Source organism: Methylobacterium sp. WL6 (assembly GCF_008040095.1).
Lineage (GTDB): Bacteria > Pseudomonadota > Alphaproteobacteria > Rhizobiales > Beijerinckiaceae > Methylobacterium.
This window is the reverse complement of sequence record NZ_VRVH01000069.1, coordinates 1-20,990: the sequence shown is the minus strand read 5'-3', so window position 1 is coordinate 20,990 and position 20,990 is coordinate 1. Positions and strand designations below refer to the sequence as shown.

Sequence of the window (20,990 nt, the reverse complement as noted above, 5' to 3'; positions counted from 1 at the left end):
CTGGTCGAGTGAGACCACGGCGGGCGGAGCCGGCCGCGACCGCCGCGCCCCGACGTCTCAGGGCGTGAGGGGCTGCCCGGCGGGCCGGCGCCATCGCCCGGCGCTGCTGCAGCCGTCGAGCACGAGAATTTGGAAATCGTCCTCGAAGCGGTAGCGGCAATCCTCGACGTAGTTCTCGGCGGGCCATCCGTTGCCCGGAAAGCCGAGGATGACGACATGCTCGGAAAAGCTCTGGTACACCCCCTTTTCCTCGAATCCCTCGCCATCCTTGGTGGCGCCGCCGTCCACGATGCCGCCCTGCCGGAAGCACCATTCCAAGGACGCGTTCGGCGCGAATGCCCGCGTCCAGCAGCCTTGGCCGTGATCCAGCAGGTCGTCGGGCCTCGACCGCTTCGCGTGGGCCGGCCCGGCGGACAGAGCGACGACGGCGAGGCACAGCAAGGCGAGGGGATGCATGCGCATTCGTGCGGGCTCCGGGCATCGAATCAGCGGAATCTATCATACAGTCCAAGCTGCTTGACCGGAATATGGTCTACGCCGTTCTTCGGAATTGCTGGCGCGTAGCAGAAACAGCTTGGGCGTCGTATCGACGAGCGGAGGAGGAGGCGGAGCGGGTACCAGTTGGGCCGCAGTCAGACCTGATGAAGGACGAGCCGATTAACTCAAGATTTATATCAACTTACAGACTATCAATTATTTTTAATTCTGATTCAAAAGCGTACTTTTGCTGGCATAGATAGAATAATACTTTAAATCGGTTGTAATTACAATCAAATAGTAGCAGTTTTTCGGTTTAGACCTGCCAGGCTCTGCAGGGGCTCATGGCTAACGCGTCTATGGACAAGCTTGCAAAAATAACTCTAAGTTGCCCGATCGCGGGGACGAATCGGCGGGATCAGAAAATGTCTACTTTCCGTTATATTCCGATACTCAAATGAAAGACAGGAGAAGAGGAGGGGTTTCCTTTTTGAGTCCGGCGCAGAAAGCCGGTGTCGTTCCGTTCATTATTTTGATGAGCGAGCAATTTAAGGAGAAAAAAGCAACAAAAAATAACTTAGCAGTTCCGGCTGCGGATTATTTCACTGATCGGATCATTGCTTCGTTGGGAACCGGTTCTTTATATCTCGATGCAAGTAACATTCCGAGCCCAATAAATGGAAACCATCCGATTTTGGCGATTGCTGCTAATGCAAGTGCGAAAGGGTTGAATTTGATTCCGGCAATATCGCTTGCTTCTCCTGCAGGGTATTCTCAAGCGGTCCACACTATTGTTCAGGCGCAAGGGAGGGGTATTGCGCTACGAATTGATTTGAATGAATTTTCCAGCGCAGCTTCTTGGATCGGCGGCTGGAATTATCCCCTCTCCGAAACGGATCTTATTGTAGATCTGCAGGACAGCGTCGGTACGGTCGCGAGTTTAGGGTCTACTGTGCAGCATACTTTTTCAAATCTGCACCAAGGCGCGACTTGGAGGTCGGTTACTATCGCGGGAACTTCCATGCCCCCTAATTTTGCTGCCATAAATCAAGGGCTGCATCTAATCACTCGGAGCGAGTACTCACTATGGTTTAATTTACAGGCTGTCGTTCCCTATAGATTAGACTTTGGTGATTATACAACTCCTCCAATCGTCGAGCCACCGTCTGGAATGACTTACGGGTTTCCAATTAATGTTCGATATACTTTAGCAAGCGAATTTCTAATATGCAAGGGAGTTAGGACCCGAGGTATCAACAGCGTGATGCAAGATGTTCAGCTTACCGGGCATGCCAACAGCATTATAAATTACGTAAATAGAGGCCGTATTTCTGGATGTTGGGCGGATGATGAAATAGATCAGATTGGTGCTGGGAAAAGTCCACAGACATTAGCGCATTGGGTCAAAATCGGCGTCAATCGGCATGTTGTTTTGACGCGACAAGTTATTCCTTAGCCACCCCTGTCTGCGTTTAAGCGCTTCGCAAACCTCATTGCGAAGCGAATCTAACTTCAAATTGGATATAAGTCTCTCAGCTAGTAGCTCTGAAGATTTCGAGCGATAGCCTCTCGCAAATCCGTGCTTATCTAGGATGCTTATCATCTCGTCCTTCCAAAGGAGGCGTGCGAGTTGAATGGGGGCAATTCCTGGATTTATTCGAGCTATTATTTTTGTCTTCAGTCGTAGATCACCACCTGTTTTCTCGTACGCAACTGAAATGCCCCACCATGCTGGTAAAAGTGACTTTGCTTTTTGTAAGTGACATTCCGCCACCACAAGCGTAATACGATCAAAGACTTGGCTGTATATCTCGACTTGCGTCGGTAGTCGATCTAAATTATCTCGCGCGCTCTTGAGTTCAAAGCCTTGAAGTTCTCCATTTATTACTGCAATGTCGATCCTCACTGAGCCGGACCATACGCCCATTTCTTGAACTATGAGAGTATCAATCTCGTGCACATGAGCTTGCTCGAGCCAGAGTAAGGCAGCTTTCCTTACATCGCGATCACGCATCGCGTCTCTCCAATTAACAATGATCCAATTTCTCTTCGAGAAGCCATTTATAAAGACGCTTAATATTCTCTTATTTTTGTGCCTGAAGAGTGTCTAATTATCGCTGAAGTAGCTCAGATAGCCTGTTCCCCCATTGAGTCAAATCAAGCCTATCACGGACAGAATTACCTTCTGACTTGACAAAAATCCTAAACCATGCCTATAACCCCATCACGCGCTGCACGGCGCCGGGGCTGCGTTTCGTCCCGGGGCCGCCGTCAGGAGCCGGCCCGGTGATCGACGGGGCGGTCGGCAGCGTGGCGGTCCTGCGCGGTGGGTCGATCAACCCGCCGCGATACGGCGTCCATAATGCGCGGCGCGGGGCGCACCGAGCGGCGGGCTGTCGCCCGCAAGCGGAGCGCTCTCAGAAGAGACCTGAGCCCATCCCGACGTTAGGGAGGGTGCGGGGATCGCCCGTTCCGGCTGTCGCCGGGGCGACCCGGCCCTACGTGGCCGGATACGTGACCGGGGCCCGCGTCGCGCGGGCCGCGGCGGCGGGGCCGTGCGGTACGTAAAGCCGCGACGACAAATCGGCGCCGGGTGCCCGCGTTCTCGGGGCCCGGCACCGCGGGGCGCCGGGGAACCGGCTCATTGCGCATCATCCCAGGGTTCCGCGGCGTCCCGCGTCTCCTGTCCGTGATGTCGGGGCCATGCCGCCGGCGGAGGCTTTCCGCGCGGGGTCGTTTTGGCGTGCCTGGACGATCGGATGCCAACGACCGTCATTCCGGGGCCGCGCAGCGGAGCCCGGAATCCAGACGCGCCGAGGGTGCCGGACCTTGCTCGCGTCGGCGGCTCTGGGTTCCGGGCTCGCCTTCGGCGCCCCGGAATGACGGGGCGGGTGTCGGTCCGATGGGGCGGCCAGACCCCCGCGCGATGGCGCCGGCGGTTGACCTTCGCGCCCTGGGCTGCCATCGCGCGGGTCAAAATCCCGTTGGCCCCGCGCCCTTCGCGCGCCCCTTCCGAAAGCCCGCATGAACGACCTTCTCCTGACGATCCGCCGGACGCTCGTCCCGATCCACAAGGAGGGCTACCCCTTCATCGTGATCGGGATCGTGCTCACCGTGCTGGCCGGCACCTTCTCGCAGTTCTTCGGCTGGGTGTTCCTGATCCTGACCCTGTGGGTCTGCTACTTCTTCCGCGACCCCGAGCGGGTGACGCCGGTGGCCGAGGGCCTCGTGGTCTCGCCGGCGGACGGGCGGGTGAACCTGATCTCGACCGTGCTGCCGCCGCCCGAGCTCGATCTGCCCCAGGTGCCGATGACCCGGGTCTCGGTGTTCATGAACGTGTTCGACTGCCACGTGAACCGCGTGCCGGTGACGGGCAGGATCGGGCAGATCCACTACACGCCGGGGCTGTTCCTCAACGCCGAGCTCGACAAGGCGAGCGAGGACAACGAGCGCAACGGGATGGTGATGGAGACCGTGCACGGCGGCCAGCCCGTGCGGGTCGGCGTGGTGCAGATCGCCGGCCTCGTGGCGCGCCGCATCGTCGGCTTCGTCTCGGCCGGCGACCAGCTCTCGGTCGGCGAGCGCTTCGGGCTGATCCGCTTCGGCTCGCGGGTCGACGTGTACCTGCCCGTCGGCACCCGCGTGCTGGTCGGCCTCGGCCAGAAGGCGGTCGCCGGCGAGACCGTGCTCGCCGACCTCGGCGGCGGGCCCGAGCGTTCGTTCCGCCGGATCTGAGGGGAGGGGGCGATGGACGATCTCTTCCCGCCCTTCGAGCCGGACGCGAACGAGCCGCGGCCGCGCCGGTTCAAGCCGGTGCCGTTCCGGATGATCGCGCCCAACATGATCACCCTGATGGCGCTCTGCCTCGGGCTGACCGCGATCCGCCTGGCCTTCGAGGGCAAGTTCGAGCCGGCGGTGATCGCGATCATCGCGGCCGCCGTGCTCGACGGCATCGACGGGCGCGTGGCGCGGCTCCTGAAGGGCACCTCGCGCTTCGGGGCCGAGCTCGATTCGCTGGCCGACTTCGTCAACTTCGGCTGCGCGCCGGCGCTGATCCTCTACGGCTTCGCGCTCCACAACCTGAAATCGCTCGGCTGGATCGTGGCGCTGATCTTCGCCATCGCGATGGCGCTGCGGCTCGCCCGCTTCAACGCGATGCTCGACGACCCGAACCGCCCGGAATGGAAGAAGGACTACTTCGTCGGCATGCCGGCCCCGGCCGGCGCGATGACGGCGATGCTGCCGCTGTACCTGCACTTCCTCGGCTTCGGCTTCGAGGCCTGGGCGGCGCCGGCGATCCTGGTCTACGTGCTCGGCATCGCCCTGCTGGTGGTCTCCACCGTGCCGACCTTCTCGGGCAAGACCATGGGCAAGCGCGTGCCGCGCGGGTGGGTGCTGCCGATCTTCCTGGCGGGCGTCGCCGCCTTCGGCCTGCTGATCTCGTTCCCGTTCGAATCGCTGGTGGCGATCAGCGCCGCCTACATCGTCGGCCTGCCGATCGGCGCCGCGCAGTACCGCCGCCGCGCCCGGCTTGAGCCGGCGGCCCGCATCGAGTCCGGCGAGGACCCGGCCTCGGCGATCTGACGGTGGATGCCGGCCCGCGTGCGCTTGGCGGCCCCCGCCGCCACGCGTAGCGTGATGCACCTGAAGGCTGGGGACCCGCCATGCTCGAAGAGTTCAAGAAGTTCGCGCTGCGCGGCAACGTGGTCGATCTCGCCGTCGGCGTGATCATCGGCGCCGCCTTCGGGGCGATCGTCACCTCGGCGGTGCAGGACGTGTTCATGCCGATGATCGGCGCGATCACCGGCGGGCTCGACTTCTCGAACTACTACCTGCCGCTGTCGTCGAAGGTGCAGGCCGGCGCGGCCTATGCCGAGGCGAAGAAGCAGGGTGCGGTGATCGGCTACGGCCAGTTCATCACCGTGGCGATCAACTTCATGATCGTCGCCTTCGTGCTGTTCCTGGTCATCCGCGCGATGAACAAGCTCGTGACCAAGGAGGAGGCCAAGCCCGAGGCCGTCGCCGAGGTGCCGGCCGACGTGAAGATCCTCGGCGAGATCCGCGACCTGCTCGCGACGCGCCCGAAGGTCTGACCCTCAAGCCGTCGGCTTGGTGTCGGCGGGCTTGCCGTCGTCGGGGGTGACGCCGAAGGCATCAAGGATGCGGTCGAGGGCGTGCTCGACGGCGCCCGTGCCCTCCTCGTGGGTCTTGAGCCGGGTCTCCAGGCGCTGAAGCTGCGGCGCGAAGGTGGCGTCGGGCGCGGGATCGTCGCCGAGGAAGCGCGGCTTCTCCTGGCCCACCGACAGCATCGAGCGCAGCTGCTGGCCGAGATGGTCGCGGACCGGCTCCGGAAGCCCGGCCTTCGGATCGATGGCGTCGTCGTTCATGGTGGGAATTCCCGTTCGCCGTCAGAGCCATAACGGGCGATGCGGCGAAGCGTTGCATGGGCGGCCGAGCGTGCGGTGGGCGCCAAGGAAAAGGGCCCCGGAGCCTGTCGCCCCGGAGCCCTCGCACGTCGCGCGGCGATGAAACGCCTAGTCGATCACTTCGACGATGCGGTGGCCGCGATCGACGAGGACCGGGCGGTTGTTGATCACGGTGTAGCGGGTGCCCGGCTGGACGCGGTACTCGTCGGGCACGTCGTAGTAGGTCACGCCGTCGCCCGGCAGGGTGGTGCCGACGGCGACGCGGCCGTCGTAATCGTAGGAGCGCACGTTGCGCTCGCGGACGTAGCTGCGGAAGCGCGGCTGCATGTCGACGCCGAGGATGCCGCCGACGGTGCCGGTCGCCGCGCCCACCGCGCCGCCGACGATCCCGCCGATCGGGCCGCCGATGTCGGAGCCGGTCTCGGCGCCGCGCTCGGCACCGCGGATGGTGCCCTGCGCCTGTGCGGCGAGCGGCAGGGCGAGAACGAGGGCCGAGGCGGCCAGAAGGGTCTTGAACTGCATGGCAAAGCTCCGTCTTCCGATGCTCGCCGCACCAACCGGCGCCGTGCGAGTGTCGGGCCGGTAACGCACGACCCCCGGAAACGGATGCGTCAAAAAAGACCGATCGTCGGGCGTTCTCTCACGCGTCCTTGGGCATCGCCGACTGGATGAACCGGTCGGAGCCGAGGTCTTCCTCGTCGTAGCCCAGCAGCTCGGCGAGCCGCCCTCGGGCCCGGCTGACGCGGCTCTTCACGGTGCCGACCTTGCAGCCCATGATGGTCGCCGCCTCCTCGTAGGAGACGCCCTCGGCGCCGACGAGCACCAGCGCCTCGCGCTGGTCGGGCGGGAGCTTGGCGAGCGCCGTCTGCAGGTCCTCGACGTCGAGGCGGTCGCCCTGGTGCGGGGCGGTGGCCAGGCGCGCGGCGTAGGAGCCGTCCTGGTCCTCGACCTCGCGGACCCGCTTGCGGTGGTCCGAGTAGAAGATGTTGCGCAGGATCGTGAACAGCCACGCGTTCAGGTTGGTGCCGGGCTGGAAGCGGGCGCGATGCTGCCAGCCCTTCATCAGCGTATCCTGCACGAGGTCGTCGGAGCGGGCCGGGTTCGAGGTCAGCGACAGGGCGAAGGCGCGCAGGCTCGGCACGGCCGCGAGCAGGCCGTTGCGGAACTCTGGCTCGATCGCCTCGCCGCGGGCCTTGAGCGCCGCCTCGAGCTTCGCGATCAGCTCGGCGAAGCGGCTCGGCAGCTCGGTCTGGCCCAACGTGTCGTAGGCGCTGCGCAGATGGTCGCCGAGATGGGAGCGGATGGTGTGCGACAGGTTCGGCCGCGCATCCTTGTCGCCGTTTCCAGACTGGCTCGGAAGGGTGTCGGTCTCGTCGCGGGTCATGATGCGTCGCAATCTACGGTCTTCTGCGGGCTCGCGGGTGGTCCGAAGCCGCGAGGCGGAACGTGTGCGGCTCGCGCCTGAGCCGTTCGAGTTGTTCCGTGTCTTTAGCCTATCGCGGCCGCGCTTGCACCTTCGCGACCGTCACATCCAAGTGCGTCGCGCCTCGCCTCAACAGGGCATCGGCGCGACGACGACGGTGGCCGCCGCCGGCGCGCCGGGTTTCAGCAGGCGGATCGCGCCGTCGCGCAGGGTGATGACGTCACCGCGCGCGAGGTCGGTCCAGCATTCGTCGCGGGTCAACGCCTGCGTCGCCACCACCGACACGACGTCGCGCTCGGTGGTCTCCTGGGCGAAGTCCACCCGCCAATCCTCGTCGATCAGCGTCGCCGTGCCGAAGGGCGCCCGGCGGGTGAGGTAGCACAGGCGCTTGCCGCAATGGGCGTAGAGGGTTCGGCTGTCGGAGAGCAGCATGTTGAACACGCCGAGCGCGTGCAGCTCGGCGCAGAGGTCGGCCACCGCGCGGTCGAGCAGCGCGGGCTTGGGCAGGGCCGAGAAGCGCCCCTGCAGGCGGCCGAGCATCCAGCAGAAGGCGTACTCGCTGTCCGTCGACCCGATCGGCATGAACCTGCCGAGCGGAAGCTTCTTCACCCCCTTGAGCTGACCGTTATGCGCGAAGGTCCAGCGCCGGCCCCAGAGCTCACGCGAGAACGGATGGGTGTTCTCGAGGCTGACGCGGCCGCGATTGGCCTTGCGCACGTGCCCGATGACGATGCGGCTCTTGATCTTGTAGTCGCGCAGCAGGCGGGCGAGTTCCGACTTCGCGCTCGGCTCGGGCTCGTGGAAGCTGCGGCAGCCGCGGCCCTCGTAGAAGCTGATGCCCCATCCGTCCGCGTGCGGACCGGTCTCGCCGCCGCGCCGCGCCAACGCCGCGAACGAGAAGCGGATGTCGGTGGGCACGTTCGCGCTCATGCCGAGCAGTTCGCACATCGTCTCGGAAACTTACCTGATCGGGCGGGGCCTCGGCGCGGATCGTCCGCCGCCCGGATGTCCACTTCGGTTTAGGTGCGTTTCGGACGGCGAACAACCGTGAACCGCACCGCGCGTCAGCGGCCGAGGTAATCCGTCAGCGTCATGCCGACCATGATCGCGACCCAGAAGAAGCCGAGGCCCGAGAACAGCTTCACCAGCGGCGGCTCGTGCAGCACCTCCATCGACACGAGGAGGACGACGAGCGCCATCGCCGCGACGACGACGAGTTCGAGCGCCCAGACCTGCTCAAACGGCAGCGTCGCGCCGAGGGTGACGTTGACCGCGAGCAGGCCCATCAGCGCCAGGAAGGTCAGGACCGGCTTGCGCAGCCGATCCTTCAGGAGCGCGCGGTCGGCGTCGGAGAGGGTCGCGAGCGGGCTGCGCATCGGGCTACCGGTTGACGACGTAGAGGATCGGGAAGGCCATGATCCAGATCAGGTCGATGAAGTGCCAGTACAGGCCGTAGATCTCGATCCAGTTCTGGTGCCGCGACAGGAACCCCGCCTTGGACGCGATCCAGGTCATGCCGAGCAGCAGCGAGATGCCGGTCAGCAGGTGCAGCCCGTGCAACAGCGTCGCGACGTAGTAGAGGTTCACGAACAGGCGCGAGGCCGGGCTCGCCGACAGCTCGTAGGGGCGCGAGCCGAGGAACGGCATCATGTGCTCCTCGTAGTCGGCGTAGTACTCGTAGCCCTTCAGCACGAGGAACAGGCTGCCGAGAGCGGCGGTCGCCAGCATCGCTCGCACCATCGCCCGCTGCCAGCCGATGCGCGAGAACTCGATCGCCATCGACATGGTGAGGCTGGAGACGATCAGCACCACCGTGTTGACGGCGCCGATCCAGAACTTCAGGTGGCGCGCCGCCTCCTGCGTCGCCTCCGGGTGCTGGATCCGCACGATCAGCGCCACCAGGAACAGGGCCGCGAAGAGCAGGAGCTCGGTGATCAGCCACGCCCAGATCCCGAGCGTGGCGGCATAGCGCTGCTGCGCGACGGTCTCGAAATGGTGGGCGCGCTTGATGCCGACGCCGTCGGCGAGACCCGTGCTCATCGCTGCTGCCTCATCGATGCTGCGCCTTGGTTTCCTGCTCCTGGATCGGGTAGTCGTACGGAACCCTCGGCACCTCGGGCGGCGACGCGAAGTTGAGCGTCGGCGGCGGCGAGGTCGTCTCCCACTCGAGCCCCTTGGCGTCCCAGGGATTCGCGGGCGCCTTCCTGCCGAACCACAGGGAATAGACGAGGTAGAGCATCGGGAAGATGTAGCCCGCCGCCAGGATCGTCGCGCCGGCCGAGGAGAGGACGTTCAGCAGCTGGAATTCCGGCGGGTACGTCGCGTAGCGTCGCGGCATGCCGAGGTAGCCGAGGATGAACTGCGGAAAGAACGTCACGTTGAAGCCGAGGAAGATCAGCAGCGCCGAGATCCGCCCCCAGGCCTCGTTGTACATCCGGCCGGTGAACTTCGGCCACCAGAAGTGCAGCCCGCCGAGGAAGGCCAGCACCGTGCCGCCGACCATGATGTAGTGGAAGTGCGCGACCACGAAGTAGGTCGCATGGATGTGCTGGTTGATCGCCAGCGTCGCCAGGTACAGGCCGGTGAGGCCGCCGAGCACGAACAGGCCGATGTAGCCCATCGCGTAGAGCATCGGCGTGTCGAGGCGGAGCTTCCCCTTATGGATCGTCGCGGTCCAGTTGTAGACCTTCACCGCCGAGGGCACGGCGACCGCGAAGGAGAGCGCCGAGAAGGCGAGCGAGGCGAGATCGCTCTGCCCGTTGATGAACATATGGTGGCCCCAGACGAAGAACGTCACCGAGGCGAGCCCGATTGCGGCGTAGGCGACGAAGCGGTAGCCGAAGAGCTTCTTCTGGGCGAAGGCCGGGATGATCTCGGAGATCACCCCCATCCCCGGCAGGACCATGATGTACACCGCCGGGTGCGAGTAGAACCAGAACAGGTGCTGGAACAGCACCGGGTCGCCGCCATAAGCCGGATCGAACACGCCGATGTGGAAGGCGCGCTCCATGATCAGCAGGATCAGCGCCGTGGTGATCACGGGCGTCGCCAGCAGGAAGATCAGGCTGGTGGCGTAGTGCGTCCAGACGAAGATCGGCAGCTTGAACCACGTCATGCCGGGCGCGCGCATGGTGTGGATCGTGACGACGAAGTTCAGGCCCGTCAGGATCGACGAGAACCCGACGATCGTCACGCCGATCAGCGCCGGCAGGACCCAGCCGTTCGAGAACGCGGTGGAGAGCGGCGCGTAGAAGGTCCAGCCCGTGTCGATGCCGCCGAGCACCACCGACACCATCGTGAAGAGCGCGCCCGTCATGAAGACGTACCAGCTCGTGAGGTTCAGCTTGGGGAAGGCGAGGTCCTTCGCCCCGATCATCAGCGGGATCAGGAAGTTGCCGAAGGTCGCCGGGATCGACGGGATCAGGAAGAACCACACCATCACCACGCCGTGGATGGTGAAGGCCTTGTTGTAGGTGTCGTTGGCCATCACCGCGCCGTTCGGCACGACGAGGGCCAGCCGCACCACGCCCGCGGCGACGGCGCCGATGATGAAGAACGCGGTGATCGAGGCGAGGTAGAGGATCGCGATGCGCTTGTGGTCGGTGGTGAGGAACCACGAGCGCAGGGTCGATTGGGCGTGGAGATAGTCGGCCGGACGATCGAGCGTCGCCTCCGGCGCGTGCGGCTCGCGGTTCGCGATCCCGCTGTCGATCGTGCCCGATGCGCTCATCGCGTGGCCTCTCCGGACGCTGCGTCGCCCACGGTGCGGGTGTTCGATTTTAGGAAGTCGATCAAGCGGCCGAGGTCGTCCTCCGGGATCACGCCGGCGAAGCTCGGCATGATCTGCTTGTAGCCCTCGGCGAGCCGGTTGCCGTTGGGGTTGCGGATCTTGTCGCGAAGGTAGTCCTCGTCGGCCGTGATCGTGCGCCCGTCCGCCAGTCGCACCGCCCGTCCGTAGAGGCCGACGAGCTTCGGCGCCTGCACGGTCGACCCATCGTCGTGGCAGGTTCCGCAGCCGTAGGCATTGTAGATCGCCTTGCCGGCCGCGACCTTCGATTGCTGCGCCCCGGAATGGGTGAGCCAGTCCTGGTAGTCCCCCTGGCTGAGGATCGTCAGGCTGCCCTCCATCGCCGAGTGGTCGGTGCCGCAATATTCCGAGCAGTACAGGTGGAAGGTGCCGGGCTTGTCGGCCTTGAACCACAGCTCGGTGTAGCGGTCGGGCAAGGCCGCCATCTGCACCCGGAGCGCCGGCAGGTAGAGCGCATGGATCACGTCCTGGCTGATGATCCGCAGCTTGATCGGCTGGCCCATCGGCACGTGCAGGTCGTTGATCTCGGATTGGCCGGTCGGGTGCTGGAATTTCCACATCCATTGCCGACCGATCGCCTCGATCACCATCGCGTCGGGCGGCGGGTTCTTCGAGATCACGAAGAGCCGCGCGCCCCAGACGAAGAAGATCAGCGTCAGCAGGAACGGGATCAGCATCCAGCTGATCTCGATCAGGTTCGAGCGGATGCCGCTGGTGTCGCGGTTCGCCTCCTGGCCGTCGCGGTACCGGATCGCGAACCAGGTGATCGCCAGGAACACCGGCACGGTGAGCACCAGCGTGAGCACCGTGAAAGCGAGGATCAGGTAGTCGGTCTCGACCGCGACGGCGGAGGCCGCCGCCGGCCAGAGTTCGAGGGCTGCGTGCTTCGGCATCATCGGCTCACGGGTCCAGCGTTCGGCCGACCGTCAGCGCCATGGCACGGTCGATCGGGATGCGCGCGCGCTGCCGCGAGGCGTCGAGGAAGGCGTAGCCGTCGAGCCGCCGGCCTTCGGCCGCACGCTCGGCAGCGAGGTCGGCGTAGGGGTCGGCCTGAAGGTTCGGTGGCGGGGGAACGAGCCGCGCGGTCTGCTGCGCGGTCAGGCTCGGCAGGGCCTGGCGCTGATCGGTCGAGACCATCGTCTTCAGCCAGATCATCGCTCCGATCACGGCGAGCGCTGTCACCATCAGCCCGGCCATCACGCGGGCCGTGTTGCCGACATGGACGTCGGAGGTTTCGTAGCCCGGCCCGTCCGAGGATCCGGCCTCGCCGGATGCCTTCGCCGTCCCGGGCGAGGAAGGACGGCGGCGCAAGATCGCCAAGCCGGAGATGATCGACGAGACGAAACCGAAACGGTGCTGCGTGCGCTCGGTGCTCATGCGACCGCGCTCCGCCGGCGCCGGGGCGAGAGAACGGGCAGCAGGCGTTGCGCCACCGGCAGCAGGGCCACGGCCAAGCAGCAGACGGCGATCGCGGCGAAGGCGTCGCTCCAGCCGATCACGAAGCGGTCGCGCAGAGCGGGCGTCACGAACCAGAGCATCTCGACCGCGTGGAGCGCGAGCACCAGCGCCGCCAAGACCCGCGTCGTCGGGCGCCCCGGCCGAAGCGTCGCCAGCGCGCCGAGCAGGACGACGGCCCCGCCGAGGCTCGCGAACGCACGGCCGAGCCAGCCGCCGCGGGCGAAGTACCACAAGACTTCCTGAGGAAGGTTCGCCGACCAGACGATCAGGAACTGCACGAAGTGCAGGAAGGCCCAGAGGCTCAGCAGGACCACCAGCGGCACCAGCCGGTCCTGCCCGGGGACCGCACGCCCGCGCCCGATCGGCGTCGGCTCCTCCGGTGCCAGGAGGATCGCAGCGGCCAGGGCCAAGCCGCTCCAGGCCGTCAGCACGAGCAGACCTTCGAGGCTGGAGCCGAGCCGATGGTCCAGGGATCCGACGAGGTCGGTGACGGCCAGGGTTCCGACGACGGCATGCAGCGCGACCCCGGAGATCGTGCGTCCGTCGCGGGTTTCGCCCGGGACCACGAACCGCGCGGCGAGCCAGACCCAGGCGGCGAGGTACGCGATCACCCGCAGGGCGAAGAGCGGCACCGTGAACCAGAAAGCGGCCAGCGGCGTCGCGGGCGGCGCGTCGGTCCATCGATAAATCTGCCCGATGCCGAACAAGACGGGCACGCCCAGGATCGCTGCCACCGGCATCAGCCCGACGAGGCGACGCAAGGACTTGGAAAGCTCGCCTTCGCCGCGGTCGTGCTCGCGCAGGCCGAACCGCTCGAGCGCGATGGCGATCGGAAGCGCGCCGACCGGCAGGGCGAGTAGCGCGAGCCAAGCCGCCAGGTAGGACGTGGCCGCCCCGCGCCAGCCACCCGCCAGCACGGCGAGGATCGACGCTCCGACGCCGAGGAGCAGCGCGGCGACGGGACGGCGCCGTGCGGCCGAGGCGTAAGCGGCCATCATCGCGACGCCTCCAGCTTGGCCCGGTCCTCGGGCGGCAGGCCCGCGACCTCGGTATCCTGGCTCCGTTGCATGGCGCGGACATAGGCGATGATCGCCCAGCGATCCGCGGAGGGGATCATCTGGCCCATCCCGTACATCGCCCGGTGCCCCTCCGAGATCGCCCGATACAGGTCGTCGGCCGACGCCGTGCGCTGGCGTTCGGTGGTGAGCTGACCGGCCGAGGGAAAGCCGCGCGCGACGATGATCCCGCGTCCGTCGCCCGAGGCGCCGTGGCACGGGGTGCAGTAGATGCCGTACCGCTCCCGCCCGCGCGCCAGCAGGGTCTCGGTGATGCTCGCCGGCTGCACCGCCGGCTTGGCCGGATCGTTCCGCGGCACGGTGCCGGCGACGGGATGGCGCATCGTCATCGCCTGCGGGAAGAAGCCGTTCCTGTCCCAGGTCTTGGCACGCGGCTGATCGCTCATGTCGGCTTCGCCGCAGGCCGCGAGCGGCAGGACGGCGAGCAGGGCCAGGAGACGCCTCATCGCGGCACCCGGCGGATGTCGAGCGGGCGGCCGGCTTCCGCGGGCAGTGACGCCAGCTTGCGCACGAGGCGGTCGGCGTCGAAGCGCTCGCCCTGGGCTTCGGCCGAGAGGAAGTAGCGGTCGTCCGTCGCGCGCAGGAACCCCGGGATGTTGAACGCCGGGTGGTTCAAGCGCGGCAACCGGTTCAGGATCAGCAAGGCGAGGTGGACCGCGATCGTACCGCTCATCATCGCGAAGGACAGGCTCGGCACCACGAAGGACGGCCACGAGAAGCGCGGACGCCCGCCGATCAGGAACACGTAGTCGTAGGCCGTCGCGTAGACGCACATCCCGAAGAAGGCGGCGCCGCCCGCGAGCGCGCCGAGGATCGCGTAGGCGCGGATCGAGCGCCCGGCGATCCCGAGGGTGCGGAGCACGCGCGGCATCGGCACGGGGCCGTGCGCGTCCAGGTGGACGTGGGCGTCGTTGCGGCCGGACAGGGCGGAGGCGGCGGCCGCGAGGTCACCTTCCGAGGCGAAAGCGGCGCTGACGCCCCAGAGCGGCGCGTCCTCCGTCCCGTCCCGCTCGCTGGCAAGCGGCCGCGCCTCGGCCTCCTTCACCGCCCTCCGCTCGGCCGCGGCCGCGGCCGGCGCGACGGCGAGCGCCAGGCGACGGCTCTCGGTGATCGAGACCGCCGGCAGGTAGCGCAGGAACAGCAGCAGCAGCGTCAGGAACAGGCCGACGGAACCGGCGAAGGTGGCGACGCCCCAGATCGTCTCGCTGTAGGCCAAGCGTGAGGAGGGCAGGAAATCCTGGGCCAGCGTCACCACGAGGACCATGACGTGGTCGGCGTAGGCGCCGATCGCGATCAGGACGCCGATCAGCGCGACCGCGAGCGGCGACCGGCGCAGGCGGGCCGACCAGAACGCCTGTGCCGGGACAAGCAGGCACGCGACGACGGTCCAGAAGGCCCAGGCATGGGCGCCCGCCATCCGCCGGATCAGCACGTCGCGTTCCTGCTGGTCGCCGTGCAGGAACGTCGAGAAGAACTCGGTGGCGTAGCAGTACAGGCTGGCGCATCCGAGGCAGAGCATCAGCCAGGCGAGGATCTCGAGGTGCCGTGCCGAGATCAGCCCGTCGAGTCGGTAGACCGAGCGGATCAGCACCACGATCGCGGCGGTGACGCCGACGCCCGAGAACACGGCGTTGACGAGGAAGGTGACCGGCAGGATCGTGTCGTGCCAGCCCGGCATCACCGAGCCCGCGAGCATTACCGAGGCGCCGGTCTGGAGCGAGACCACCAGCAGCACGCCGAGCAGCGCGATGGTGCGGTAGGCCTGCGACCAGAGCTGCCAATGCGCCGCCGATCCGCGCCAGCCCGACGCGACGATCCCGTAGGCCTGCGCCTTCAGGAGCGACCGCTTCCGGGGACGGCCGTGGGCCTTCTCCTGCGCCAGCGCATCCTCGACGGTGCGGTCGCGCAACGACGCGAGATCCGGCAGCAATCCGATGTACCAGAGGCTGACGCAGACCACGAGGTAGGACACGATGTCGATCGCGTCCCACAGGAGTGGCGAGCGGAACTGCGGCCACAGGTCGTAGGTGTTCGGATAGGGCAGGTTCCAGAAGAAGAACCACGGCCGGCCGAGATGGATGATCGGGTATAGGCCGGCGGCGCAGGTGCAGAGCAAGGCGACCGTCTCGGCGACCCGGTTGACGGCGCCGCGCCATTCCGCCCCGAGCAGGAGAAGCACCGCGGAGACGAGCAGGCTGCCGCTGGCGACGCCGATCCACCAATCGTAGCTCGCGATGTCGAGCGCCCACACGACGGCGTTGTTGTTCCCCCAGATGCCGACGCCCGTCAGGAGCAGGTAGCACAGCACCCCGCCGAACAGGCCGAGCAGGGCGAGCGCGCCGGCGAAGGCGATCCACCAGCGGCGGTTCAACGGATGCGTCAGCGGGACCGAAGCGACGGCGCGACCGATGCCGTGCAGCGTCGCGTCGGGGCCGATCAGGCCGGTGCCGGATGGTGGCTGGAGCGTGGCTCCCGACATGGCGTCAGCCCTCCTTCGCCGGCGGCGCGAGGCTCGCGAGGTAGGTCGTCCGCGGGCGCGTGTTCAGCTCGCCGAGCAGGGCGTAGTTGCGGCCGTCCGCCCGCGCCGCGGCGATCCGGCTGCGGGGGTCCGAGAGGTTTCCGAAGGTGATGGCGCGGGTGGGGCAGGCGCCCTGGCAGGCGGTCTCGACGGCACCGTCCGGGATCGGCGCGTGCGCGTCCTTGGCCGAGTCGATGCGGGCCGCGGCGATGCGCTGGACGCAGTAGGTACACTTCTCCATCACGCCGCGGGCGCGCACCGTCACGTCGGGATTGCGCTGCTGCTGCGCCACCACCGGCATGTCGCCGGTATAATCGAGATAGTTGAAGCGCCGGACCTTGTACGGGCAATAGCTCTGGCACGTCCGCGTGCCGACGCAGCGATTGTAGACCTGCAGGTTCAGGCCCTCGCTGTCGTGCAGCGTCGCCTCCACCGGGCAGCCGACCTCGCAGGGTGCGTTCTCGCAATGCATGCACGGCACGGGCTGGAAATGCGTCTCGGGCGCATCGAGCGTGCCGGAGAAGTAGCGGTCCACCCGCAGCCAGCCCATCCATCGGCCGCGCTCGACCTCCTCGCGCCCGACGACCGGGATGTTGTTCTCGGATTGGCAGGCGGTGATGCAGGCGTTGCAGCCGATGCAGGAATCGAGGTCGATCGCCATGGCCCAGGCGGCCTCCGCGCCGCGTTCTGCGGCTGCGGGCTTCGGGTAGAACGAGGCCAGCTCGTAGGCCTTGGGATCGCCGACCGGCTTCGCGCCCTGGTGCTGGACGCGGACGAGATCCATCCCCTCCATCGTGCCGAGATCCTGGGTGGTCGCGGGCATCCGGCGCTGGCCGGTCGCGGCGAGCGTCGCGCCCTCCAGCAGCCATGGGTCCATCGCCGGCCGCAGCACGTTGGCGGCGTATCCCAGGCCCTTCGCGAGGTGGTCGGGCACGTTGCGCCCGTAGCCGAGCCCGAGGCTGACCGTGTTCTCGGCCTGCCCGGGCGTAATCCAGACCGGACCTTCGATCGCGCGCCCGTCCGCGGCGATGCGCACGATGTCGCCGTTGGCGAGCCCGCGTCGCTCGGCGAGCTTCGGGCTGACACCGACGACGTTTTCCCAAACGATCTTCGTCAGGGGCTTGGGTAGTTCCTGCAGCCAGCCGAGATCGGCCAGCGTCCCGTCCCAGATGGTGGGGTCGGGGCGGAACACCACCTCGATGGTCTCCTGCGGCGCTTCCGGAGGCTTCGCCGGCGCCGAGGCGGCCTCGGTCAGCACCGTCGTCTCGGGCTTGGCCGCGCTGTCGGGCAGGAAGCCGCTGCGCAGGGCCTCCTCGAAGCGGGCCTGGAACGTGGCGTCGGTCTCGGATTCGCCGCGCATCCGCTGCTTCAGCAGATCGAGGCCGTTGCCGATCGTGCCGCGGTCGAGGAAGCCCAACAGCTCGTTGGAGGAGCGGCCGTTGTAGAGCGGCGCGACGGTCGGCTGGATCAGGCCGACGGTGCCGTCGAGGGAGCGGGCATCGCCCCAGGATTCGAGCGGATGCGCCAGCGGCAGGTGCCAATCGGAATGGGCCGCGGTCTCGTCGTAGTAGAGGCCGGCATGGATCTTCAGCGGCACGCGCTCCATGGCCTGCGCGAAGTCGAGGGCGCCCGGCGCCTCGTAGACCGGGTTCACGCCGAGCACGATCAAGGTCTCGACCGAGCCCTCCGCCATGGCGGTGCTGAGGTCGCGGAGCGTCCCGGCGCCGATCGCCTGGGCCGGTGCGGTGTGCCGCACCGTCGTGCCGGCGTTGCCCAAGGCGCCGTTGAGCCGGTGGACGAGCGCATGCAACGCCGGCGAGCCGCTGAGCCCGGTGGTGACGAGGCCGGCGCCGCGGGCCGCGTTCAGCGCAGCGGACGCACGCTCGAGCCAAGCCGCCGACGCGTTGTCGGCGGAGGATGCCGTTCCGCCCTCGGCGAGGCTCAGCAGGTCCCGCGCCAGGGCTTCCATCCGCGTGGCGGCGACCGCGATCCCGTAGTCCGCCTTGGCGCTGGTCAGCGTCGGCGTCGCCGCGGCGGCGTGGAGGGTGAGGAGGTTGCCGGCCGCGTAGGATGCCTTTCGCGCGTCGCTCCAGCGCCGCGCCAGCCCGACCTGCCCGGGGCCGAGGTCGAGCATGTCCCCGTCGAGGGACACGATGGTTCGCGCCTTGGCGAACTCGGGAAGCGTCTCGACCGGCCGGCCGAAGGCGCGCCGGGCTCCTTCGTAGAGGCCGTCGCGCGCGACGCCTGCGCTGACGTACCAGCGCATCGCCGGATAGGTCTTCCGCATCCGCGCGATCTCGGCCTCGAGCGACGGCGAGGTCACCGGTCCGGTGAGCAGGGCGAGGCCTTCGCCGCCCTTCGCCTGCCAGGCCGGCATCTGCGCCAGCATCGCGCCCTGGAAGGCGGCCCACGAACTCGGCCGCCCGATATGCTGCACCGCCTGCGAGCGGAACGGATCGTAGAGGCCGAGCACCGAGGCCTGCGCCAGCACGTCGGTGCCGCCCAGGCTCCAGGGATGGTCGGGGTTGCCCTCGATCTTCAGCGGGCGGCCGTTCCGGGTGGTGACGAGGATGCCGTTGGCGAACCCGTCGAGCAGCGCCGACGAGGCGTAGCTGAGCGGCGCGCCGGGCAGGACCCGTTCGGGCGCGTTGACGTAGGGCAGCTCGTAGTGCCGCCCGTCGCTCGAGTCGCAGGCGGACAATCCGGCAAGCGCGAACGAGGCGGCCATCAGCTTCAGGAAGCCGCGCCGCTCCGGCGAGGCCGCGAGCCGCGCCGCGGCGGGAAACTCGGCCTCCAGGTAGCTTCGGAACTCGGGCGTGTCGGCGACCGCGTCGAGGCTGCGCCAAAAGGCCGGCCCGTCGCCGGACGCCAGGCGCGCGCGGATCGCGCCGATGTCGTGATGCCCGGTCATGTGCGGTCCGTCCCCATCAGCGATGACAGATCGCGCATTCGGTGAGGCGCTCGCCCCCCCGGATGTGGTTCTTGGCGACGAGCTCGGGCCCGAGGGTCGCCTGGTTGTCGGGCGGCTTCCACGTCATGTTCCAGACCTGCTCCTGCGGGCGGACGTACTTCGCCGGATCGCGGTGGCAGTCGAGGCAGAACTGCATCTCGAAGGCGTTGGCGCGGTAGGTCATCTGCATGCTGGTCACGTCGCCGTGGCAGGTCGAGCAGCCGATCCCCTTCGTCACATGGACCGAGTGGTTGTAGTAGACGTAGCTCGGCAGCTTGTTCAGGCGCACCCATTGGAGCGGCTCGTCGCGCGCGAAGCTGTCGCGCACCGGCTTCAGCATGTCGGACCCGGTCCAGATCTGCGAATGGCAGGTCATGCAGGTGTGGGTCGGCGGAATGCCGGCGGTCGCCTGGGTCTCCACCGTCGTGTGGCAGTAGCGGCAGTCGACCCCGAGCTCGCCGGAATGATGCTTGTGGCTGAACGGCACCGGCTGGGCCGGGGCGACCCCGACGCCGGTGACGTAATCCGAGCGCACGATCCCCGCCGCGACGATCGGGATGCCGGCAAGGCACGCCACGCCGGTGAGCAGGGCGAGCCGGTAGATCGCGTCGGCGCCCGGCGAGAACAGCTGCGCCATCAGGCGATGGCCCGCGGGCGCCGAGACCGCCGCATGTCGTCGGTGGAGAGCGTCACCAAGATGTTCGACCCTGCCTCGCCATGCCCGCAGCCCGGTCCCGCAAGGTTGACCCGGTCTGCACCGTCAAAGCAATGCGACGGAGGTTCGCTCTTGCCCGGCCGATGCCACGCGCTATGGAAGAATTCCAAGCTGAGCGACAGGGGGCGATTGGCCGCGTTGTCCGCCGGCGAGCGTGGCGTGTGGTGGCGCGCTTTTCGCGGGACCGAAGAGCGCCTATGCGCTGGGAGGCGGCGTGCGATCCGGCGGCCGCCCGGGACCGGCCGATGCGAAAGCCTTCGATCACGTGAGCGGCCATGGAGCCTGATCCGATCGTTCTCGCCTGGCGCGCGGCGCGCGGGCGCCACCTCGCCGCGGTCGCGCTGGCGCTCGGCCTCGGCGGCCCGCTCTGCATCCTCGCCCTGCTCTGCCTGCGCGACCTCGTCCACACCCTGGGCCACGACGAGGCGACGGCACTGGTCTTCCTGCGCGTCGCCATCGCCCGCACGGCCGACGATTTCGTCCTGGTTCCGGGCTGGAGCTTGGCGCCGCTCGACCTCGAACGCGCGGCCTTCTTCGGTCTCTCCGCCTGCGCATTGGCGCTCGCCGGCCTCGGCTGGTTCGTCGCCGCCCTGAGCTTCTCGGCCCAGAGCCGTGCGGTCCTGCGCATGCGCGAGGCCGCGACCGCGGCGATCCTCGATGCGCCGCCGGGTGCCCGCGAGGAGGCGCGCGGCCTCGCCGGCCTCCTCGGGCAGGCGCTCGGCCGGGTCGACGGCCTGCTCGCCATCGGCATCCTCGTGCCGGCGATGGCGCTCGGCGCGATCCTCGTCGCCCTGGGCTTCGCCGCCCTGGCCGCCCCGCGGCTGGTGCCCGCCGCGGCGGTCGGCCTGTTCGCGGCCGCGATGGCGCGCGAACTGATCCTTCGCCGCTCGGCGTCGCGGAGCGCTCTGCGCCTGCGCTCGAGCGCGCTTGCGGAGCGGACGCTCGGGGATCTGGTCCGACGCATGCCGGCGGTGCGGATCCACGGCTCGGCGACCCTGGAGCGCGCGCGCATCGCCGAGAAGGCCGCGGCGACCCGCGCGGCGCTGGCGAGCGCCGAGGCGAAGCTCGCCTATGCCCGTGCGCCCTCGCTGGCGCTAGCCATCATCCTGCCGGCGATGGCCGCCGGTGCCGCCCTGTGG

General features: G+C 67.5%; 20 protein-coding genes and 1 pseudogene. 5 read left to right on the top strand and 16 right to left on the bottom strand.

Annotated elements, in window-relative coordinates; all coding sequences use genetic code 11:
- Positions 1-57: 57 nt before the first annotated feature.
- On the bottom strand, positions 58-462 hold the full coding sequence (locus FV230_RS12000; protein WP_147842557.1) for a hypothetical protein: 405 nt from the start codon (positions 460-462) through the stop codon (positions 58-60).
- Between the two features lie 472 nt (positions 463-934).
- Here FV230_RS12000 and FV230_RS11995 point away from each other — a divergent pair, with 472 nt between their 5' ends.
- Complete coding sequence (locus tag FV230_RS11995) at positions 935-1,933, top strand: hypothetical protein (protein ID WP_147842556.1); 999 nt, start codon at positions 935-937, stop codon at positions 1,931-1,933.
- Here FV230_RS11995 and FV230_RS11990 read toward each other — a convergent pair.
- Positions 1,868-2,491 (bottom strand): sce7726 family protein, encoded by a 624-nt coding sequence (locus FV230_RS11990; protein ID WP_147842555.1) that lies wholly within the window; start codon positions 2,489-2,491, stop codon positions 1,868-1,870. The two genes, FV230_RS11995 and FV230_RS11990, sit on opposite strands and share 66 nt — an antisense overlap.
- A gap of 1,010 nt (positions 2,492-3,501) precedes the next feature.
- On the opposite strand from FV230_RS11990, the gene FV230_RS11985 reads away from it, so the two are divergent.
- The 3 genes from FV230_RS11985 (at position 3,502) to mscL (ending at position 5,570) form a co-directional block, all read left to right on the top strand.
- The gene (locus tag FV230_RS11985; protein WP_147842554.1) at positions 3,502-4,212 is read left to right on the top strand and encodes a phosphatidylserine decarboxylase; all 711 of its coding nucleotides are present in this window, start codon (positions 3,502-3,504) and stop codon (positions 4,210-4,212) included.
- 12 nt (positions 4,213-4,224) lie between these two features.
- Positions 4,225-5,061, top strand: coding sequence for a CDP-diacylglycerol--serine O-phosphatidyltransferase (gene pssA / locus FV230_RS11980; RefSeq protein WP_147726011.1), 837 nt, complete (start codon positions 4,225-4,227; stop codon positions 5,059-5,061).
- Positions 5,062-5,141: 80 nt separating this feature from the next.
- Positions 5,142-5,570: a large conductance mechanosensitive channel protein MscL gene (gene mscL / locus FV230_RS11975; RefSeq protein WP_147726012.1), complete on the top strand. Its 429-nt coding sequence runs from the start codon at positions 5,142-5,144 to the stop codon at positions 5,568-5,570.
- Positions 5,571-5,573: 3 nt separating this feature from the next.
- Here the strand turns inward: mscL and FV230_RS11970 are convergent, their stop codons facing one another.
- The 14 genes from FV230_RS11970 to FV230_RS11905 form a co-directional block, all read right to left on the bottom strand.
- Positions 5,574-5,864: a hypothetical protein gene (locus tag FV230_RS11970; protein WP_147842553.1), complete on the bottom strand. Its 291-nt coding sequence runs from the start codon at positions 5,862-5,864 to the stop codon at positions 5,574-5,576.
- A gap of 147 nt (positions 5,865-6,011) precedes the next feature.
- Positions 6,012-6,425, bottom strand: a complete 414-nt coding sequence (locus tag FV230_RS11965) for a DUF1236 domain-containing protein (protein ID WP_147726014.1) — start codon at positions 6,423-6,425, stop codon at positions 6,012-6,014.
- Positions 6,426-6,543: 118 nt separating this feature from the next.
- Positions 6,544-7,287, bottom strand: coding sequence for a NepR family anti-sigma factor (locus tag FV230_RS11960; RefSeq protein ID WP_147726015.1), 744 nt, complete (start codon positions 7,285-7,287; stop codon positions 6,544-6,546).
- 168 nt (positions 7,288-7,455) lie between these two features.
- Positions 7,456-8,274, bottom strand: coding sequence for a class II glutamine amidotransferase (locus FV230_RS11955; RefSeq protein WP_147842552.1), 819 nt, complete (start codon positions 8,272-8,274; stop codon positions 7,456-7,458).
- A 116-nt stretch (positions 8,275-8,390) separates the two neighbouring features.
- Positions 8,391-8,702: an oxidase gene (locus FV230_RS11950; protein WP_147842551.1), complete on the bottom strand. Its 312-nt coding sequence runs from the start codon at positions 8,700-8,702 to the stop codon at positions 8,391-8,393.
- Between the two features lie 4 nt (positions 8,703-8,706).
- A complete protein-coding gene (locus tag FV230_RS11945) occupies positions 8,707-9,366 on the bottom strand; it encodes a cytochrome c oxidase subunit 3 (RefSeq protein WP_147842550.1) in 660 nt (219 codons plus the stop codon).
- Positions 9,367-9,376: 10 nt separating this feature from the next.
- On the bottom strand, positions 9,377-11,056 hold the full coding sequence (locus FV230_RS11940) for a cbb3-type cytochrome c oxidase subunit I (RefSeq protein WP_147842549.1): 1,680 nt from the start codon (positions 11,054-11,056) through the stop codon (positions 9,377-9,379).
- On the bottom strand, positions 11,053-12,030 hold the full coding sequence (gene coxB, locus FV230_RS11935) for a cytochrome c oxidase subunit II (RefSeq protein ID WP_147842548.1): 978 nt from the start codon (positions 12,028-12,030) through the stop codon (positions 11,053-11,055). The genes FV230_RS11940 and coxB overlap by 4 nt, the downstream gene beginning before the upstream one ends.
- Before the next feature lie 4 nt (positions 12,031-12,034).
- On the bottom strand, positions 12,035-12,511 hold the full coding sequence (locus tag FV230_RS11930; RefSeq protein WP_147842547.1) for a hypothetical protein: 477 nt from the start codon (positions 12,509-12,511) through the stop codon (positions 12,035-12,037).
- Positions 12,508-13,590 carry a hypothetical protein gene (locus FV230_RS11925; RefSeq protein WP_246694833.1) on the bottom strand — a complete coding sequence of 361 codons (1,083 nt, stop codon included), beginning with the start codon at positions 13,588-13,590 and terminating at the stop codon, positions 12,508-12,510. Before FV230_RS11925 ends, FV230_RS11930 begins: the two co-directional genes overlap by 4 nt.
- A complete protein-coding gene (locus FV230_RS11920; RefSeq protein ID WP_147842546.1) occupies positions 13,587-14,114 on the bottom strand; it encodes a cytochrome c in 528 nt (175 codons plus the stop codon). The genes FV230_RS11925 and FV230_RS11920 overlap by 4 nt, the downstream gene beginning before the upstream one ends.
- Entirely contained in the window at positions 14,111-16,147 is a 2,037-nt protein-coding gene (locus FV230_RS11915) for a quinol:electron acceptor oxidoreductase subunit ActD (protein WP_147842545.1), read from the bottom strand. Before FV230_RS11915 ends, FV230_RS11920 begins: the two co-directional genes overlap by 4 nt.
- 4 nt (positions 16,148-16,151) lie before the next feature.
- A complete protein-coding gene (locus FV230_RS11910; protein WP_147842544.1) occupies positions 16,152-19,097 on the bottom strand; it encodes a TAT-variant-translocated molybdopterin oxidoreductase in 2,946 nt (981 codons plus the stop codon).
- Between the two features lie 16 nt (positions 19,098-19,113).
- Complete coding sequence (locus FV230_RS11905; protein ID WP_147842543.1) at positions 19,114-19,773, bottom strand: cytochrome c3 family protein; 660 nt, start codon at positions 19,771-19,773, stop codon at positions 19,114-19,116.
- A 353-nt stretch (positions 19,774-20,126) separates the two neighbouring features.
- Here FV230_RS11905 and FV230_RS11900 point away from each other — a divergent pair.
- A pseudogene (locus FV230_RS11900) lies at positions 20,127-20,990 on the top strand (ABC transporter ATP-binding protein); the annotation flags it as partial.

Bases quoted from the DNA above. Each gene is read 5' to 3' on its own strand.
- FV230_RS11940 (WP_147842549.1), bottom strand. From the start codon at position 11,056: ATGAGCGCATCGGGCACGATCGACAGCGGGATCGCGAACCGCGAGCCG.
- FV230_RS11915 (WP_147842545.1), bottom strand. From the start codon at position 16,147: ATGTCGGGAGCCACGCTCCAGCCACCATCCGGCACCGGCCTGATCGGC.
- mscL (WP_147726012.1), top strand. From the start codon at position 5,142: ATGCTCGAAGAGTTCAAGAAGTTCGCGCTGCGCGGCAACGTGGTCGAT.
- FV230_RS11905 (WP_147842543.1), bottom strand. From the start codon at position 19,773: ATGGCGCAGCTGTTCTCGCCGGGCGCCGACGCGATCTACCGGCTCGCC.
- FV230_RS11945 (WP_147842550.1), bottom strand. From the start codon at position 9,366: ATGAGCACGGGTCTCGCCGACGGCGTCGGCATCAAGCGCGCCCACCAT.
- FV230_RS11925 (WP_246694833.1), bottom strand. From the start codon at position 13,590: ATGATGGCCGCTTACGCCTCGGCCGCACGGCGCCGTCCCGTCGCCGCG.
- FV230_RS11965 (WP_147726014.1), bottom strand. From the start codon at position 6,425: ATGCAGTTCAAGACCCTTCTGGCCGCCTCGGCCCTCGTTCTCGCCCTG.
- FV230_RS12000 (WP_147842557.1), bottom strand. From the start codon at position 462: ATGCGCATGCATCCCCTCGCCTTGCTGTGCCTCGCCGTCGTCGCTCTG.
- pssA (WP_147726011.1), top strand. From the start codon at position 4,225: ATGGACGATCTCTTCCCGCCCTTCGAGCCGGACGCGAACGAGCCGCGG.
- FV230_RS11920 (WP_147842546.1), bottom strand. From the start codon at position 14,114: ATGAGGCGTCTCCTGGCCCTGCTCGCCGTCCTGCCGCTCGCGGCCTGC.
- FV230_RS11990 (WP_147842555.1), bottom strand. From the start codon at position 2,491: ATGCGTGATCGCGATGTAAGGAAAGCTGCCTTACTCTGGCTCGAGCAA.
- FV230_RS11960 (WP_147726015.1), bottom strand. From the start codon at position 7,287: ATGACCCGCGACGAGACCGACACCCTTCCGAGCCAGTCTGGAAACGGC.
- FV230_RS11910 (WP_147842544.1), bottom strand. From the start codon at position 19,097: ATGACCGGGCATCACGACATCGGCGCGATCCGCGCGCGCCTGGCGTCC.
- FV230_RS11985 (WP_147842554.1), top strand. From the start codon at position 3,502: ATGAACGACCTTCTCCTGACGATCCGCCGGACGCTCGTCCCGATCCAC.
- FV230_RS11995 (WP_147842556.1), top strand. From the start codon at position 935: ATGAAAGACAGGAGAAGAGGAGGGGTTTCCTTTTTGAGTCCGGCGCAG.
- FV230_RS11970 (WP_147842553.1), bottom strand. From the start codon at position 5,864: ATGAACGACGACGCCATCGATCCGAAGGCCGGGCTTCCGGAGCCGGTC.
- FV230_RS11955 (WP_147842552.1), bottom strand. From the start codon at position 8,274: ATGTGCGAACTGCTCGGCATGAGCGCGAACGTGCCCACCGACATCCGC.
- FV230_RS11930 (WP_147842547.1), bottom strand. From the start codon at position 12,511: ATGAGCACCGAGCGCACGCAGCACCGTTTCGGTTTCGTCTCGTCGATC.
- FV230_RS11950 (WP_147842551.1), bottom strand. From the start codon at position 8,702: ATGCGCAGCCCGCTCGCGACCCTCTCCGACGCCGACCGCGCGCTCCTG.
- coxB (WP_147842548.1), bottom strand. From the start codon at position 12,030: ATGATGCCGAAGCACGCAGCCCTCGAACTCTGGCCGGCGGCGGCCTCC.